16 protein-coding genes are annotated in these 15,865 nt (G+C 51.8%); 7 read left to right on the top strand and 9 right to left on the bottom strand.

Going from position 1 to position 15,865, the window contains the following annotated elements; genetic code table 11:
- Window positions 1–191 precede the first annotated feature (191 nt).
- The 4 genes from JYB84_RS03090 to fkpA all read right to left on the bottom strand — a co-directional run bounded on the left by JYB84_RS03090 (window position 192) and on the right by fkpA (window position 5,029).
- Entirely contained in the window at window positions 192–779 is a 588-nt protein-coding gene (locus tag JYB84_RS03090) for a hypothetical protein (protein WP_207321995.1), read from the bottom strand.
- 25 nt (window positions 780–804) lie between these two features.
- Window positions 805–1,176: a hypothetical protein gene (locus JYB84_RS03085; protein WP_207321994.1), complete on the bottom strand. Its 372-nt coding sequence runs from the start codon at window positions 1,174–1,176 to the stop codon at window positions 805–807.
- Window positions 1,177–2,646: 1,470 nt separating this feature from the next.
- A complete protein-coding gene (locus JYB84_RS03080; protein ID WP_207321993.1) occupies window positions 2,647–4,089 on the bottom strand; it encodes a methyl-accepting chemotaxis protein in 1,443 nt (480 codons plus the stop codon).
- 169 nt (window positions 4,090–4,258) lie between these two features.
- Window positions 4,259–5,029, bottom strand: a complete 771-nt coding sequence (gene fkpA / locus JYB84_RS03075; protein ID WP_207321992.1) for an FKBP-type peptidyl-prolyl cis-trans isomerase — start codon at window positions 5,027–5,029, stop codon at window positions 4,259–4,261.
- A 158-nt stretch (window positions 5,030–5,187) separates the two neighbouring features.
- On the opposite strand from fkpA, the gene JYB84_RS03070 reads away from it, so the two are divergent.
- The 7 genes from JYB84_RS03070 to JYB84_RS03040 all read left to right on the top strand — a co-directional run bounded on the left by JYB84_RS03070 (window position 5,188) and on the right by JYB84_RS03040 (window position 11,102).
- Window positions 5,188–6,141 carry a WD40 repeat domain-containing protein gene (locus tag JYB84_RS03070; RefSeq protein ID WP_207321991.1) on the top strand — a complete coding sequence of 318 codons (954 nt, stop codon included), beginning with the start codon at window positions 5,188–5,190 and terminating at the stop codon, window positions 6,139–6,141.
- 19 nt (window positions 6,142–6,160) lie between these two features.
- Window positions 6,161–6,379 carry a SlyX family protein gene (locus tag JYB84_RS03065; protein ID WP_207321990.1) on the top strand — a complete coding sequence of 73 codons (219 nt, stop codon included), beginning with the start codon at window positions 6,161–6,163 and terminating at the stop codon, window positions 6,377–6,379.
- A 17-nt stretch (window positions 6,380–6,396) separates the two neighbouring features.
- Window positions 6,397–6,945 carry a peptide deformylase gene (gene def / locus JYB84_RS03060; protein ID WP_207321989.1) on the top strand — a complete coding sequence of 183 codons (549 nt, stop codon included), beginning with the start codon at window positions 6,397–6,399 and terminating at the stop codon, window positions 6,943–6,945.
- Entirely contained in the window at window positions 6,942–8,321 is a 1,380-nt protein-coding gene (locus JYB84_RS03055; protein ID WP_207321988.1) for a COG3014 family protein, read from the top strand. Before def ends, JYB84_RS03055 begins: the two co-directional genes overlap by 4 nt.
- A gap of 22 nt (window positions 8,322–8,343) precedes the next feature.
- Window positions 8,344–8,937 (top strand): penicillin-binding protein activator LpoB, encoded by a 594-nt coding sequence (lpoB, locus tag JYB84_RS03050; RefSeq protein ID WP_207321987.1) that lies wholly within the window; start codon window positions 8,344–8,346, stop codon window positions 8,935–8,937.
- A gap of 121 nt (window positions 8,938–9,058) precedes the next feature.
- Entirely contained in the window at window positions 9,059–10,267 is a 1,209-nt protein-coding gene (locus tag JYB84_RS03045; protein ID WP_207321986.1) for an MFS transporter, read from the top strand.
- Window positions 10,260–11,102, top strand: a complete 843-nt coding sequence (locus JYB84_RS03040; RefSeq protein ID WP_207321985.1) for a TIGR03899 family protein — start codon at window positions 10,260–10,262, stop codon at window positions 11,100–11,102. Before JYB84_RS03045 ends, JYB84_RS03040 begins: the two co-directional genes overlap by 8 nt.
- Before the next feature lie 469 nt (window positions 11,103–11,571).
- On the opposite strand, the gene JYB84_RS03035 is transcribed toward JYB84_RS03040, so the two are convergent.
- The 5 genes from JYB84_RS03035 to cysC form a co-directional block, all read right to left on the bottom strand.
- The gene (locus tag JYB84_RS03035; RefSeq protein WP_207321984.1) at window positions 11,572–12,156 is read right to left on the bottom strand and encodes a hypothetical protein; all 585 of its coding nucleotides are present in this window, start codon (window positions 12,154–12,156) and stop codon (window positions 11,572–11,574) included.
- 86 nt (window positions 12,157–12,242) lie between these two features.
- Window positions 12,243–12,587 (bottom strand): hypothetical protein, encoded by a 345-nt coding sequence (locus tag JYB84_RS03030; protein ID WP_207321983.1) that lies wholly within the window; start codon window positions 12,585–12,587, stop codon window positions 12,243–12,245.
- An 82-nt stretch (window positions 12,588–12,669) separates the two neighbouring features.
- Entirely contained in the window at window positions 12,670–14,028 is a 1,359-nt protein-coding gene (locus JYB84_RS03025; RefSeq protein WP_228290864.1) for a transglycosylase domain-containing protein, read from the bottom strand.
- Between the two features lie 111 nt (window positions 14,029–14,139).
- Window positions 14,140–14,676: a uracil-DNA glycosylase family protein gene (locus JYB84_RS03020; protein WP_207321982.1), complete on the bottom strand. Its 537-nt coding sequence runs from the start codon at window positions 14,674–14,676 to the stop codon at window positions 14,140–14,142.
- A gap of 581 nt (window positions 14,677–15,257) precedes the next feature.
- Window positions 15,258–15,854 (bottom strand): adenylyl-sulfate kinase, encoded by a 597-nt coding sequence (cysC, locus tag JYB84_RS03015; protein ID WP_207321981.1) that lies wholly within the window; start codon window positions 15,852–15,854, stop codon window positions 15,258–15,260.
- Window positions 15,855–15,865: the final 11 nt, after the last annotated feature.

Here is a 15,865-nt window from a genome sequence, read left to right as displayed (position 1 = left end):
ACAAAAAAGCCACCTCCAAAAGGAAGTGGCTTTTTTATTGACAGGGGAATCTGTTAACGTTTGTCTCAGTCACTCAGGTCAATACTATTTATTGGCTGTGAATTTATTGAATAAGGTGATTCACTGGGCATCAAGTCTTTTATAATCATCAATTCGAGTGTTATCTAGCATCACATCATTCAAGAATAGATTTACTCACCAACTTCATTTAGCTCAGTCTCAATGATTTGCTCTATGCTGTATTTACCATTAGCCTTTCTTGTTATTACACCAATCATCAACGGCTGTTTTATAAACTTTATAACAATAACATCTTGATTATTCTTTGAGATATAAACCTCTTTATTAAGATGAAGCATAAAATTAGGAAAATACATTAGGATGTCACATATTTCTTCAGCATCACCCTCCAAAATATTAGAAGCAGCTTTGGCAAAAAATTCATTAAGACTAACTCCAATATCAACGTCTTCCTCTATAATGTACGTTCTTTTTTTGTACTTCTGACGGCTGACATTAGCTCTAACGGTAGTGGCATAAAAGTTTGCCATATTGTGCCAGTTTTCCAATGAATCAATATCCGTTTTAGAGAAACCATATGCGTTTACCTTTCCTGGCCCCTCATACAGTTTCAAATCCAACTCGGCTAACAAATCTTCTGCAGGTTCAATAATAACTTTAGCTTCACTAACTAAATTATTAATATCATCAATGCTGCTACATGCAATAGCCTTAAAGGTTGAAAATAAAAGGAACAATGAAATTACTGCTCTATCCATTACCATACCCATAAATTTTTGCTGACTACTTTTTATTGGCTTCGAAATACACTCTCTCATAAACATCATATAAATGAATAGCCCAGAATACATCAACTATCATCAGCAATCCCATTGCATAAAATAAATCTAACCAAGCCACTAACAAAGTATACAGACCACTTGATATGTATGTGTAAGCAAAAGACTCTCTGAAATCACTATCATATTTAAGAAGTTTAATCTCATCACTGCTTGAGAAAAACAATAAAAATATCAGTGAGCAAACACCCGCAGCAATCAAATGACCGCTAAGCATAAAAAAAAGCCCCGCGTGCATTGATGCGATCGGCATAACACCCGCCTTTACAAAAAAATAAGGTCCAACATGATCGGTATTCTCATATGGATTTTTCATATTACTATTTCGTTAATGACGTATGGGATAATTTCAAAATTAGAGCCAAGTTTATAGGTAAGCTGAATCTATTCCTAGCCTTAAAGCAAAGCATGTCACCGGCCGCTCACTGAGACTCTCTGGCGTATGCTGTTCGCTTTGTCGGAGCATTCAAAAGCTTAGAGAAAAATGATGTGCATTGATTCTTTTAGTTAAATGCAACTCTAAAGCCCGAGAGGAACACCTATTTGGGCACTGCTGCACCAGTGACTATCGGCGACAGGGAAGTCGCCGCTGAGCGCCCAGGGAAGGGTTTACAGCGTGTCACTGGGGTAGCAGTGCGAAAGCCCACTGCAAGTGATTAATGGCATCAGATGGTTGATGTTGTGCAGCAGCAAAAGATAGCCGCTGTGCCAGCGGCTGAAAGTCGTGGGTCTCCAACCCACACCCGGCCAAAAGGGGCTCAACAGCAAGCCCCTCTTGGATCTCCCTGCCGCCCCCCGACGGAGCCGACAGCCCCTCAGCCTTATGCTGAAAATTGGCTAACGCGCCAGACGCTCATCCCTGATTCGACTGGCGCTGCTTCGGCATCCAAGCCTCGCCACGCCATTTTCAGCAACGTCCTCGGCGGCTCCGAAGGGGGGAAGATGCAGGTGTAATTTTCAGGCTTTATGTTACATCTTCAAAATTCTTAGCAAGTTCCGTATTGGCTGGAGTGGAACACCCACTTAGGCACTGCTGCACCAGTGACCGTCCGAGCCATGGATGGTGAGGGGAGGCTCCAGGGACGCTTCTTTTTAAGCCAAGAGTCGCCGTGTCACTGGGGTAGCAGTGCGAAAGCCCACCGCAGGTGATTGATTGCATCCAATGTCGGATGCTATGACAAAGCAAAAGATAGCCGCTGTACCAGCGGCAGATAGTCGTGGGTCTCTTGAGCTTGGTCATGCTACAGCTTCGGTATCCAAATCCATCCATGGACAACTGCCAGCTCGGCATCCATGCCTCGCGCTCATAAGCACGCTTGCCGCAGGCAAGCATTCGCCCTCGCCACGCCATTTTCAGCAACGTCCTCGACTCTGGCTCCTGCTTCGTCCTAACTCCTGCATCCATGCAGTCGTCAGCGGCTCCGAAGGGGGGAAGATGCGGGTGCAATCTTCAAGCATTCCATACACCTTCGAAATTCTTCGCCAGTACCGTATTGGCTGTAGTGGAACACCCACTTAGGCACTGCTGCACCAGTGACCATCGGCGACAGGGAAGTCGCCGCTGAGCGCCCAGGGAAGGGTTTACAGCGTGTCACTGGGGTAGCAGTGCGAAAGCCCACTGCAAGTGATTAATGGCATCAGATGGTTGATGTTTTGCAGCAACAAAAGATAGCCGCTTTGCCAGCGGCTAAAATCGTGGGCATCCAGCCAGCCCCCACGCAGATGAGGTTTGCTTGGAAAGCCAAAAAAAAAGGACGCCGGGGCGTCCTTTTTCCTTGCCTGTGGCTCAGTTGGTGCGATAACGGGCGAGGATCTTGCCCAGAGATCGCGAGGCCTCGGACAGGCGAGCGACGCCGGTCGCCGACTGTTCGGCCACTTCCCTGATGGTATTGGACTGGCTGCGGATATCGCTCAGCTCCGCGGCTATGCTGTTGGCGACGCTGCTTTGCTCCTCCGCTGAGGTGGAAATCTGCACGCTCATATCATTGATGGTGCGGGCCGAGTCGGCGATGGCGGTCACGTCCTTGCCGATTTCGGCTATCACGCCGCTGCTGGCCTGGGCCTGGCTGACGGTTTTCTCTGTGATCCCGGCAATATTGCGACTCTCGGCCTGCAATTTCTCAATCATGGCCTGAATTTCCACCGTGGCTGCCTGGGTGCGGCTCGCCAGGGTACGCACCTCATCGGCCACCACGGCAAAGCCCCGTCCCTGTTCACCGGCGCGGGCCGCCTCGATGGCGGCGTTCAGTGCCAGCAGGTTGGTCTGCTCGGAAATGGCGTTGATCGTGGTGATCACTTCGTTAATCTGGGTGGTGTTGACGTTGAGGCTGGCCACCGAGCTGGAGGCCTGCTCTATCAGTTGCGACAGCTGGTTCACGTCATGAATCGCCTTCTGCACCCGCTGGAAGCTGGCCTGCACCTGGGAAGCGTCCTGCTCGGCCTGGGCCGAGGCCTGGCGGGAGATATTGGACACCTCCTGGGCGGAAGCTGTCATTTCTTCCATGGCGGTGGCCACCGAGTCCAGCGAGGTGTACTGGCGGTTAATTTGCTGTTGGCTCTGCTTCATTTCGCGCTCGAACGAACCCGAGGTCTGCCCCAGGGTATCGGCGTTTTGCTTGACCACCTTCACCAGCTCGGTGAGCGTGTCCATGGCCTTGTCGAGGGCACAACCTATGGTGCCGAACTCATCCCGGCCGGGGTGAAAACCCAGGCGCGAGGTCAAATCCCCTGAGCCAATCTTCTCCGTGGTGGTATAGAGCACCCACAGAGCCCCGCCGATAAAGGTAGCCACCCAATAAAGAAACAGGGCAAAGGGCAACACCCACAGGAAGGTCAGCCAAAAGCCGGTCATGGCGGTGCTGCGGGCCGATGCCTCCAATCCGCGGACGTTTTCCGTCAGGGCATAGACCTCACCGTTGCCGGCGCGCAGGCTGACGGTAACACTGTCCCTGCCGAAAATCGGCTCGCTCAGACTGGATTGGCGTCTCAGGTTATGGGCTTCGGCCTGCTCCAACTGACCATTGGCTTCCAGGGTTTCGAGCACCCCCCGCAGACGGTATTCGGCGGCAATGGCCGAGGTGTGTTCTATGCCATCCAGGGCGTCGGAATATCTCAATCCGGCTGTCACTCCCAGTGACAGTAAAAACAGCAAAAAGATGACCCACATCTTGTCGTTGATGGACATCTTGATGAAGAGTTTGTCTATGGAACGGAACTCGACTTCTCTCATGGTGACTCCGGTGCCTTGGGATTAGTAAAAGGAGAACTCAGTTATTATTACTCCTGATACAAGGGTTTGCACAATGCTGCACGGGTCATTTTTACGGTAAAGTGAACGGTAAAACAAAAAAGGACGCCTAAGCGTCCTTTTTTTAACCTGAGTGATTCAGATTTAAGCCTTATTTGGCAGCGCCATCGGTGGCAGCGGCCTGGGCCTTCTCGATGGAGATCAGCTCCACTTCGAAGATCAGGGTAGAGTTGGCAGGGATGGTGCCTGTGTCACGCTCGCCGTAGGCCAACTCGGCTGGGATCACGAAACGGTACTTGGAACCTACAGGCATCAGTTGCACACCTTCGGTCCAGCCGGCAATCACGCGGTTCAGCGGGAACTTGGCGGTTTCGCCACGCTTGTAAGAGCTGTCAAATTCGGTGCCGTCGATCAGCGTGCCCACATAGTGCACTTCAACCGTGTCTTCGGCGGCGGGCTTGTCACCGGTACCGGCGGTCAGCACTTCGTACTGCAGACCGGATTCAGTGGTGGTTACGCCTTCTTTGGCCTTGTTGGTTTCCAGGAATTTCTTGCTTTCTTCCAGGTTCTTGGCTGCCAGCGCCTGAGCTTGCTCGGTACGCTTGTCATTCAGCTTCTTGTCCAGGTTTTGCAGTACTGTCTGGATTTCTTCTTCGTTCAGTTTGAGCTCGCCGTTCAGACCATTGCTGAAACCTTCCACGATCAGGGCGCGGTCAACCGGCATACCCAGTTCTTCCTGCTCCTTGATGTGACCGGCCATGTAGCGGCCAATGGAGGCACCTACGCTGTAGGCTTCTTTTTGGGCATCTGTGGTCAGCACGGTTGCAGGCGCTGCTTCTTCTTTTACTTTTTGTTCTTGATTACAAGCAGATAGACCAACTACGGCCAGGGCGACCAGCGAATATTTATAAATTGATTTCATTAAAGCTTCCTCAGCATCCTCAAGTGGTTACAATAACCTTGTTATCCTAAAGCCGAACCACTTTATACTAGTGTGTCCGGGATTCCAATGGCGAAATGACAGGCCAGTAGCTGGCTGCAATGGACCCGTTTTGTGACAAGGAAGAGTAGAGTAAGTTCATGCATCACATTTTAATGCTGCTTTTTTGTACTCTGCTGCTGAGTGGCTGTGATTCCGGTCCCGAGGCGGCCATGACCCTGACCCAGGGGCCCAGTTACAGCGCTACCCTGTCGGCCGATGGCAAACTGGCCATGGTCAGCACCGACAAGAACGGGGTGCAGCTGTGGCAGCTGGCCCCCCTCAGTCTCAAATACCAGTGGCAACAGGACAGTGACAGCAACGCGGTGATCGCCACGGCGCTGTCGGACAATGCCGGTTATGCCGCTTCCCTCAGCCGCGAATCCGTGGCCCTGTGGCGTCTCAGCGATGGCAGCGCCGTCGGTTGGTGGTCACTGCCCTCTGCGGGGCAGGCGCTGGCGGTGGCAGACAATGGCACCCTGTTGGTGGGGCTCAGCGATGGCTCAGTGATGTCCATGGCACCGGGGCAGAAATCCCTGATCCAGTTTCTGGGCCACAGCGAAAAAATCAATGCAGTGGCCCTGACCGCCAATGGCAGCCTGGCCCTATCCGCCGGCAATGACGGCCAGGCCATATTGTGGCAAACGGCCACCGGCCAGCCACTGCGCAGCATAGAGATGGACTCCAGGGTGCTGATGGTAGCCCTGAGCCCCGATGGCACCCTGGGTTTTGCCTCGGACAGCACGGCCAATGCCATTATCTGGGATAACCAGAGCGGCGCCCTGCTCAGCAAGTTGGCGATTAAAAGGCGGCAGATGACCTTCTCCAGCGCCCGCTTCAGCGCCGATAATACCCTGTTGATGACCGGCACCCCGGCCAGGGAGGTGCAGGTGTGGGACAGCGTCGAGGGCAAGTTGGTTAATCAATGGCAAGTGGCGGCGTCTCCCAAGCCCAATATCAAGAGCGCCGTTGTATACTCGGTAGCGGGCCCCCTGGCCCGCAGCCAACAATTTATCAGTATCAGCAGTAATGGCCTGGTGGAGTTCTGGCAATAGCCCCGGGCAGAGGAAACACATGCAACAGCAGGAACTTATTCAGCGTATCGAAGAGCTGGAAACCAAACTCGCCTTCCAGGAAATGAGCCTGGAGGAACTCAACCAGCAGGTCATCAAACTCAATGATTTGCTGGCTCATCAGGAACACAGGATGCATTTGATTGTCGGAAAGTTGCAGGCCATTGAGCCAAGCAATATCGCCACTCAGGCGGAAGAGACACCACCGCCACACTATTGACCCCAACGGGAGCCGCCATGCCAGAGACAGCGCCAACCAGGCCCGCTTCAGATGTCGCCGCCATAATCCAGGTGGGCGATCCCCTGTTGACCAGGGCAGCACTCAAAGTGACCCGCTTTGATGAGGGACTCAAGTCTCTGGCCCTGACTTTGCTCGCCACCATGGAACAGGCCTGTGGCGTCGGCATTGCCGCGCCCCAGATAGCCGAAAGCCTGGCCCTGTGCATAGTGGCGTCCCGACCCAATATCCGCTATCCGGATGCGCCGGCCATGGAGCCTATGGTCATGGCCAATCCGGAAATCCTGGCGCGCTCGAATGAGATGCACTGGGGCGAGGAAGGCTGCCTGTCGGTGCCGGAGCGGCGGCAGCAAATTCGCCGTCACCTGTGGGTCGATGCCCGTTGGCAGGACCTCGACGGCAATTGGCAACAGCAAAGGCTGAGCGGATTCATCGCCCGGGTGTTCCAGCATGAACTCGACCATCTCCATGGCATCACACTGCTGGAGCGCTGCACCATGGCAGATCAGCGGGACGCGACCATTCAACAAGAGGACGGCCTCCAATGAGGCGCCTTGCCGGCTTACTGGGATGCGGTGTGCTCGGGTGCAGCCTGCTGAGTGGCTGCGCCTTCAACAGCCTGTTTATCAACTACCCCAGCCAGCTGGCGCCGGTACGCCAATCCCTGGCCTCCAATAATCCCGCCGAGCACCTCAAGGATCTCGGTGACAATATCCACGGCAATGACGGCCTGCTCTATGCCCAGGAGGCGGGGCGGGTCGCGCAAATCAGCGGCGATTTTGCCGCCAGCCAGGGGTTTTACGCCAGCGCCATCGCCGCCTACGAGGCCTTCGATGCCAAAGCAACCCTCAGCGCCTCACAGCTTGGGGCCAATGCCGGCGCCCTGGTGCTCAACGACAATGTGATCCCCTACCGCGGTCCGGGATTCGAGCGCATCCTGGTGCACCAATACCAGGCACTGAATTTCCTGATGCAAAAGCAGCTGGACGGGGCTCTGGTGGAAGTGCGCCGGGCCAACGAATTGCAGGCATTGGAGCAGGCGAGATACGAGAAGTCCTCTACTGAGGTCCGCGACATGGCCAATGGCACAGTCAATGCCGAGCAAGCGCGTCTGGGTCAGGCGGCAGGCTCGGTCAGCAGCTCCTTCCTCAATGCCTACAGCTATTACACCACAGGTCTGCTGCACGAGCTTCTCGGTAACGGCAACGACGCCTTTATCGATTACCGTAAGGCCGCACAGATAAGCCCCGGCAATCCCTACCTGGAGCAGGATCTGCTGCGCCTCGCCCGAGAACTGGAGATGCCACAGCTGGAAGAATTCGAGCGCCAGTTTGGTCAGGCTGAAATGCCACAGTCAGGTCAGGGCCAGCTGGTACTTATGCTGGAGCGCGGTCTGGTGCCTGAGAAGCAGGCCCTGACCGTCCCCTTTACCATCAATGGCAACTGGCAGTCCGTGTCACTGGCTACCTATCCAGGCGTGCCTCTGCCCTTGCCCGAGGTGCAGGTAACAGGTCTTGGCGAGCCCCTGACCATGGCGCCGTTGGCGGACATTGACGCCCTGGCCATCAACGCCCTCAAGGAAGACCTGCCACTGATGCTGCTGCGTCAGGTGGCCCGGGTGGTCACCAAGGCCGAAATGGCCAGCAGTATTCAAAGCGAACGCAAGAAGGCCAATGGCGGCTTCGATGGCGGCGTCATTGCCATGCAAATTTTCAACCTGGTGACCGAGCAGGCCGACCGCCGCAGCTGGCTGACCCTGCCAAGGCAGGCCTTATTGGCCAGACGTTTTGTCAATCCGGGGGACTATTCCCTGGCTCTGGCAAACCATACTGGCCAGTCCGTCAGCATAGAGGCGGGAAAAACTACCCTGGTATGGGCAGTGGAAACTGGTAATTTGCTGCGGTTTTATTCAATAATCCTATAGTAATCAACAAATGGAACTGACTATGAAACACATCAAACTGATCTTAGTGCTGGCGGCCGCCATGGGCCTGGGTGCCTGTCAATCCAAGGTGGAGTACGGTGATGCCACCGAAGTGGAAACCGTCAACGAGAACTTCGGCTCCAGCGATCTGCAGGCCATCACCGCCAAGATGGTGGACGACATGATGTCTTTCCCAACCGTCGTTGCCATGACGGTCAAGGACAGGCCGGTGATCTTTGTCGACAAGATCAAAAACAAGACCTCTGAGCATATAGACACAGAATCGGTCACAGACTCCATCAGTAACAAGCTGCTGCGTTCCGGCAAATTCCGCTTTATCGACATGACCAAGGTAGACGCGGTGCGTAAACAGCTGGATTACCAGAACAATGCCGGCATGGTTGACCCCTCCAGCGCCATCAACTTCGGCCGCCAGATCGGCGCCCAGTTTATGCTGTACGGCAACCTGTCGAGCATAGTCAAACAGGATGGCAGCACCAAGGACGTCTACTACAAGATGACCATGCGCCTGATGGATCTGGAAACCGGCCTGATTGAATGGTCCGATGAAAAAGAGATCCGCAAAACCAAGTCCAAGTCCTTCCTCGGACTGTAAATAAAGACGCCGGCCCAGTGCCGGCGTTTTACTCTGGTTCTCACCGGTTCCAGGGAGTAACATTCACAAAACCTGATACAAGAAAGCCAGCGTAAGCCAACCAATGCAAACAGACGAGCCCATGACCGCCACCACTGCCCTGCCCACGGAAAAGCTGCCCGCCCGCCAAGCCCAGCAATTGCTGCTGTGGATGACCTTTGTGATGTCACTGATATTTGCCGTCTGGCAGGCACTGCTGAACAACTTTGTCATCGAACGCGCCGCCTTCACCGGCGCCGAAATTGGCATACTCCAAAGCCTGCGGGAAGTGCCGGGCTTTTTGGCCTTTACCGCCATTTTCGTACTTTTGCTGCTGAAGGAGCAAAGCTTCGCCCTGCTGTCCCTGCTGGTGCTCGCCATAGGCGTTGGTATCACAGGCTTTTTCCCCTCGGCATTGGGCCTGTATCTGACCACTGTCATGATGTCGATTGGCTTTCATTACTATGAAACCCTCAATCAATCCCTGACGCTGCAGTGGGTCGACAAGGAAAACACCGCCGGCTTTATGGGCAAGGCCCTGGCCTGGCGCTCCGGCGCCGCCCTGGCGGGTTACGGCAGCATCTGGCTGGTGATGACCTGGCTCAAGCTCGACTACCGGTGGATGTATGCCCTGATAGGGACCCTGGGCGCCATTATGGTGCTGAGCCTGAGCCTGTATTACCCCAGCTTTGATACCGGCGAAATGCAGCACAAGAAGGTCATACTCAGGCGCCGTTATTGGCTCTACTATCTGCTGACCTTTTTCTCCGGCGCCCGGCGACAGATTTTCGTGGTGTTCGCCGGTTTTATGATGGTGGAGAAATTCGGCTACAGCGTCAGCGAAATCACCTCCCTGTTCCTGATCAACTACCTGGTTAACCTGCTGTTTGCCCCCGCCATTGGCCGTTTTATCGGCCGCATAGGTGAACGGCGGGCACTGATTTTGGAATACCTGGGACTCATCGCCATTTTCTGCAGCTATGCCCTGGTGCAGGATGGCCACGTGGCCGCCGGCCTTTATGTGCTCGATCACCTGCTGTTTGCCATGGCCATCGCCATGAAGACCTATTTCCAGAAAATTGCCGACCGTCCGGACATTGCCGCCACCATGTCGGTCAGCTTCACCATCAACCACATAGCGGCGGTGATCATCCCGGCACTGTTGGGGATCCTCTGGCTCAGCTCACCGGCGGCGGTATTCTTTATCGGTGCCGCCATGGCGGTCTGCTCCCTGCTGTTGTCCCTCAATGTTCCGGCTGTCCCGGCACCGGGCCAAGAGGTGCTCTGGCCAAGGGGTAAAGCCCATGAGTGAAGAGCAGGAAGTCGTCATAGAACAGCTGGATTCCGGTCGCGACAAGGATGTGTCGGCCCGTAAAAAGGCGCTGCTGCTCGGCCGACTGCTGGGACTCGCCAGTGAGCAAAACTACAGCCCCGCCAGCCAAAGCCTGGCCGAGCGCGCCGAGCACAGGGCCCGCAAACAGGCGGCCCAATGCCAGGCCAACGTGGAAACCATCTATGCCCTGGCGCTCAAGTACACCCCATCCGATGTGGTCGGCAACGATCCCGACCCCGATTGGATTTACCAATTTTTCGCCATGGCGGAGCAAATTCATAACCGCCGCATGCAGGAGCTGTGGGCCCGGATCCTGGCCCACGAGCTGACCAATCCCGGCAACTTCAGCCTCCGCAGTCTGGAAACCCTCAAGCGCCTCACCTGGCGCGAAGCCCTGGTGCTGGAAAAGGCCCTGGGGCTGTCGGCCCAGATCAACGGTGATACCCGCCTGAAACTGGTCAGCGGCTACCGCCTCACCGGCGGCCTGGGACAATACTTTCGCAAGAGCACTGCCATCAGCCTGCCGCTGTCGCAGTTCGGCCTGCCCTACTCGGCGATTTTGACCTTGGTGGAAGCCGGGATTTTACACGGCAGTGAATTTGAAACCGGCGAGCTGGCACCGCGTCAGGGACTGAGGTTCGCCCTGCCGGAATCCGAGCTTACCCTGACCCCCAAGCACAGCCACCTGCTGCTGACCTACTACCGCTTCACCCCGGTGGGGGATGAGCTGGCGCAGTTGGTGAAACCCCGCCAGGATGGGGCCTTTGTCTCCGGTCTCAAGGCCGTGTTTGCCAGGGACTTTGAACTTAACTAGTCGGCAGTTAATTGGCCGGTCAGCCCAAGTCCAGCCCCGCTGGGAAGATAGCCAAAGTGCTGCCAAGCCCACCAAGTAAGCCCCAAAATTCGGGGGTGATGTTTGAATAACGCCAAGCTGCGCTTGGCTTAACCCTGTGGGTTAGTCGCTTTGCAAGCGACTTAAAATCGCGGCCTTCCAGCCCGCCTCCGGGCAAGGGGCTTTGCTCGTCCAAAGCCCCTTGCATCCCAAAGGACGCCCCCGACGAAGCCAAGCGCTTTGGCTTTTGGGCTGAAAACGGCCACCGTGACCGACTCGCTCCCAGCTCGACGGTCACTGCCTCGGCATCCATGCCTCGGCTTACCCGTTTCACTCAGCCCAACCGCCAAAGCGGCTTCGATGGGGAGCTCTGGTGCAATCCGCAAGTACCGAGTTGTATTTGTGAAAATTATTTAAAGGAACTCGAAACGCCACTCATTGACAGTCCCTCTCAAGCCGTTTGTTGCGTGCGTCCCCGAAGCTTACTAGAAAGCACAGTTGCTTTTGAAACTACATTACTTAAACTGTCTATGCTTTTTTCAGCAAGTTCTACTGTCGGTATTAATGATGGATTTTCGTTAGCAGAAAAAGGAAATCCTGATAATTGGGCTAAGATTGAGATTTTAATGTCTTTATCAATCTCAGGTTGCGCTAACATTTCTCGATAAATTAGCAAAAGTAATAGACGATCCTCACATAAGCGGACACGAACCGTACAAATTCTAAATAGATATACTATTGCTAAAAAGGACAATGTGATGCCACCTACGATAGGTACCCACATAGTATTGTTTCCAACAAGACCAGCTATTTTTTCAGGGGAACTTAATTCGCCTGGAGTTTTTCCTGTAGCCTGAGCTATTTGAATCATAGAATCAGCAACTAGCTTGAGAGATTGCTCTGCAAACTGAGCAACATACAAGCCAAACAACGTAATACTCATACTTAGTATTAATAAAATTAAGAGAAGTATGTATTTACCACAGCGGGCACCCAATAACTGCTTACGAATCTCTTTTTCCAAACCAATGAACATTTATTCTTCTCCATAGTACATAACGCGTCAAGCAGCTGCGCTGCGTTAGCGGATCCAGCCACGAAGTGGTATGCTGCTTTGACTTGCTATACATCTGCCCAATAGTTGTGAACTTGAGTGACTTGGTTTGCCCAGAATGTAAGCCTTGCAATTTGATCTCGTGTCCCATCAAAGTGGCCAAGTTCTTGAGCAATAGCAAAGAAACCCTCACCAGGGTTGTTGTCATGCCCCCGGTGTACGATCAGAGCTGTAAGCATTGGACGACCTTCGCTATTTTCATGAATGGCGATTTCTCCTAGTAGGCGGGCAATTTCATTACGGTCAGCGTCGTTATCCATAGATAGACCCACTAGTGATGCTACGTCACTGTATGCAGCCAAAATCTGAGCTCTGGCTAACCTTTGTAACTCAATGTATAAGATTTGATTCATGACTTTCCTTAGTGCTTAGCACCTAAATAACCGACAGAGCTTTGCTGCGTACGGCGACAAAGGCGCGAAGTTGATCGATTTGTTATGCATTTACACCCTCAGTTAATTTAAGTAGCTCAGTTTGATCCGATATGATTTTTTCGCTTTTTACAGCGTCCACATATATATCAATAAGGCTATTTACATCATCATCACTTAGTAGCCCTCTTTCCTTTGCAGACCGAACAGTTTCAACTATTTTGTTAACGAGTAGTTTAGATCTAATATTGCTAACTCTTTCTATAAGAAAAAAGCTTTGGGCATTATTTGGATTATTCTCAACCCGGCCCCAAAAGTGCTCCATCGCTTCGATGACACCAAATCGTCGAATCTCGAAGCGCACAGAGGAAATATAGATATCTAGAATTAAATCCTTGCCGATCACTTTTGTAAGCCAGGGCGCTAATGACAATTCTATAAACTTTCGTCGTTTTGTCTTTCTTAAATTTGTTATAAATAGTGTTCTTATAAGCTGCTGCACAATGGTTGAGCCACCAGATCTTGGCTTTATTTTCACTAAACCCAACACGCTTCTTATAAGTGACTTATAGCTAATTCCAGAGTGATTGTAAAAATCTCTGTCTTCGATAAATATAAGAAACTTCTTAATATTTTCTGTAGAAACTTTAAGTCTATCTGTTTCATAAACGGCCAGCTTGGCGCGATAAATAATATATTCAACATTCTCAATTACAGGCAAACCTATAATCCTAGAAATGAATTTATAAAATATTAGACGAGACGTTTCATGAGTATCTAGCAATGATGAACGATAGGTTATCATTGAAGACATAAACCAAACTAATCCCATTAGAAAAATAAAAACAACATTATATTCTGTTGGAATGATATCAGGGTTTTGCTTTATAAAATTGGTACTCAAAAACAATATTACGGAACTTGAAATAATCGAGATAATCCAAAATGGATATGCTGCATATGTTAGCCACCCAGGAAATAATTTTAAGGCCAGAGGTTGATCCGCGCCTTCGACCCTCCAGTTAGGTAGAAGGAGTTGGATATTTCCGTAGCTTAACCCCAGCATTCGTCTCAAAATAATAACTTTTCTTCCCGCAAATATTATTGCTCTCTGTCGATCAGAAAAATACTTTAAGCTGATAAATGAAAATCCAATAATTATAGATAGTAGAATTAATGAAATAATATATGAAGGAATTATGCCACCAAATACAGTCATTAGTTGGCCTGATGAGCCAACCAACAAAGATCCTAACGCGGCTGAAGAAACAAGCGTCACGTTTGAAGCATTTAGGAAAACTCTTTCTTCAGATTCTAAGTTTTTGGCTGCGACCTTGTACTCTTCCAAAGCGATATCGCGATTATCAAAATGGTAAGTTGGAAAGTGCTGACGCCATCCTTGTTTATAGTCTTCTACGATCAATTTTTGACTTCCATACTATTGCTTAACACCTCTAATCAGGGGAAAATCTGCTTTTTAGCACTAAGCGCATTAAATTTTTCCAGCAACATAGTTGCGAACTGGCTTGGTTTTTTAGCCGTTAACTGCAACTGACAAAGCTTTTTGAAATACTGGATTCCACTCCTCGTAGCTAAATCCTGTCGATGGGTGTTGAATTACACATACCTGAATAGACGGATCGACTTTAGGGATTTGCGCACCTAACTCTTTGCCCAACACCAATATAAATTGCGGCTTAAGAATATCTATAACCTGTTTAAAGGGCATTTGTGCAGATGCCCATTGTTCTGAGTTTGGCCGAACTCTAGCATCCTCACTCACAAAACTTGGAATATAGTTATAAAAAGCAACGTCCTCCCAAATGTCAGAACGCTGGCTATCACTGATATACGTATCGGCATCGAAATCAAGCAAGACCTTAGAGACTTTCGTAAAAAAAGCGCATCTCTCATCTTGCCCTAGTCTTTTAATAATTTCTTTAGTAAAGGTAGGCCTTATTTCAGATACATCACCATAATGTGATTCACCTAACACCAAAACTCTACGCCCAAAATGGTTTTCTGATTCGTATCTACTCCCAATCCATGGGTCAAAAACTATTGTATTCACAAGACTTCCTTTTATTGGCTAACATTTTAATAGTGCGGCCTTTCAAGGTAACCCAATTTTACAAGCATGGCTCTACACACTTCTTATATTGAGAAAGCTAACACAGCTTTTTGTTGTCGTCTGTAGGATATTTACCATTTTATTCAAAAGCTTGAGATGGTAGTAGGTTTGCGTTGCAACGATGCTGGGTTGTCGGGGATAGAGAGGATAGCCATAACTCTTTGGCTGAAGGTTGCGCGGTGCTATGTCCCGCTCGAAGCGGCTGAGGGTGTTGCTGAAAATGGCGTGGCGAGGCATGGATGCCGAAGCAGCGCCAGTCGAATCAGGGATGAGCGTCTGGCGCGTTAGCCAATTTTCAGCATAAGACCGAAGGAGTCGTCCGCTTCGTCGCGGGTCGCAGGGGGATTGGACAAGGGGGTCTGTCGAAACGACCCCCTTTCCTCGGGTGTGGGGTGAAACCCCACGACTTGAGTCGCTTGCAAAGCGACAAAACCGCAAGGTTTTAACTAAGATTTCCGGTGTCAGCTAACCCACTACTGCCAGTGGTACACTGACACACAGGCAAAAGCCTAAAAGCCCAATCAGGCGGGAATATACCCACCGCTGGCAAGATAATCCAACAGCCTGCCGACCTGGGCTTCCAGGTCCCCTTCACTGGTGTCTATCACCAACTCAGCACCGACAGGTGCCTCATAGGGCGCGGAAATCCCGGTAAAGTCCTTAATCTCACCGGCCCGGGCCTTCTGGTAAAGGCCCTTTGGATCTCGGCTTTCGCACACCTCAAGCGGCGTTGCCACATGTACCTCGATAAACTCCCCGTCGGCCACAAGCTCGCGCACCAGCTCCCGCTCTGCCCGCTGGGGTGACACAAAGGCGCTCAGCACTATCAGCCCGGCGTCCAGCATCAGCTTGGCCACCTCGCCGACCCGGCGAATGTTCTCGCGCCTGTCGTCGGCGGAAAACCCCAGGTCCTTGCACAGACCATGACGGACGTTGTCACCGTCAAGCAGATAGGAGTGCACCCCGCGCTCATGGAGCGCGCTTTCCAAAGCCCCCGCCAGGGTGCTCTTGCCGGCACCGGACAGACCGGTAAACCAGAGAATGGCGCCCCTGTGGCCCTTGTGGCCGGCCCTGAGTTCCCGGGTGACGGCATGCTGGTGCCAAACGATATTATTCATAATTCTCCTTG

The organism is Shewanella cyperi (genome assembly GCF_017354985.1).
GTDB lineage: Bacteria > Pseudomonadota > Gammaproteobacteria > Enterobacterales > Shewanellaceae > Shewanella > Shewanella cyperi.
Note: the sequence above shows the minus strand (reverse complement) of the source record. Positions and strands in the feature narration are given on the sequence as shown.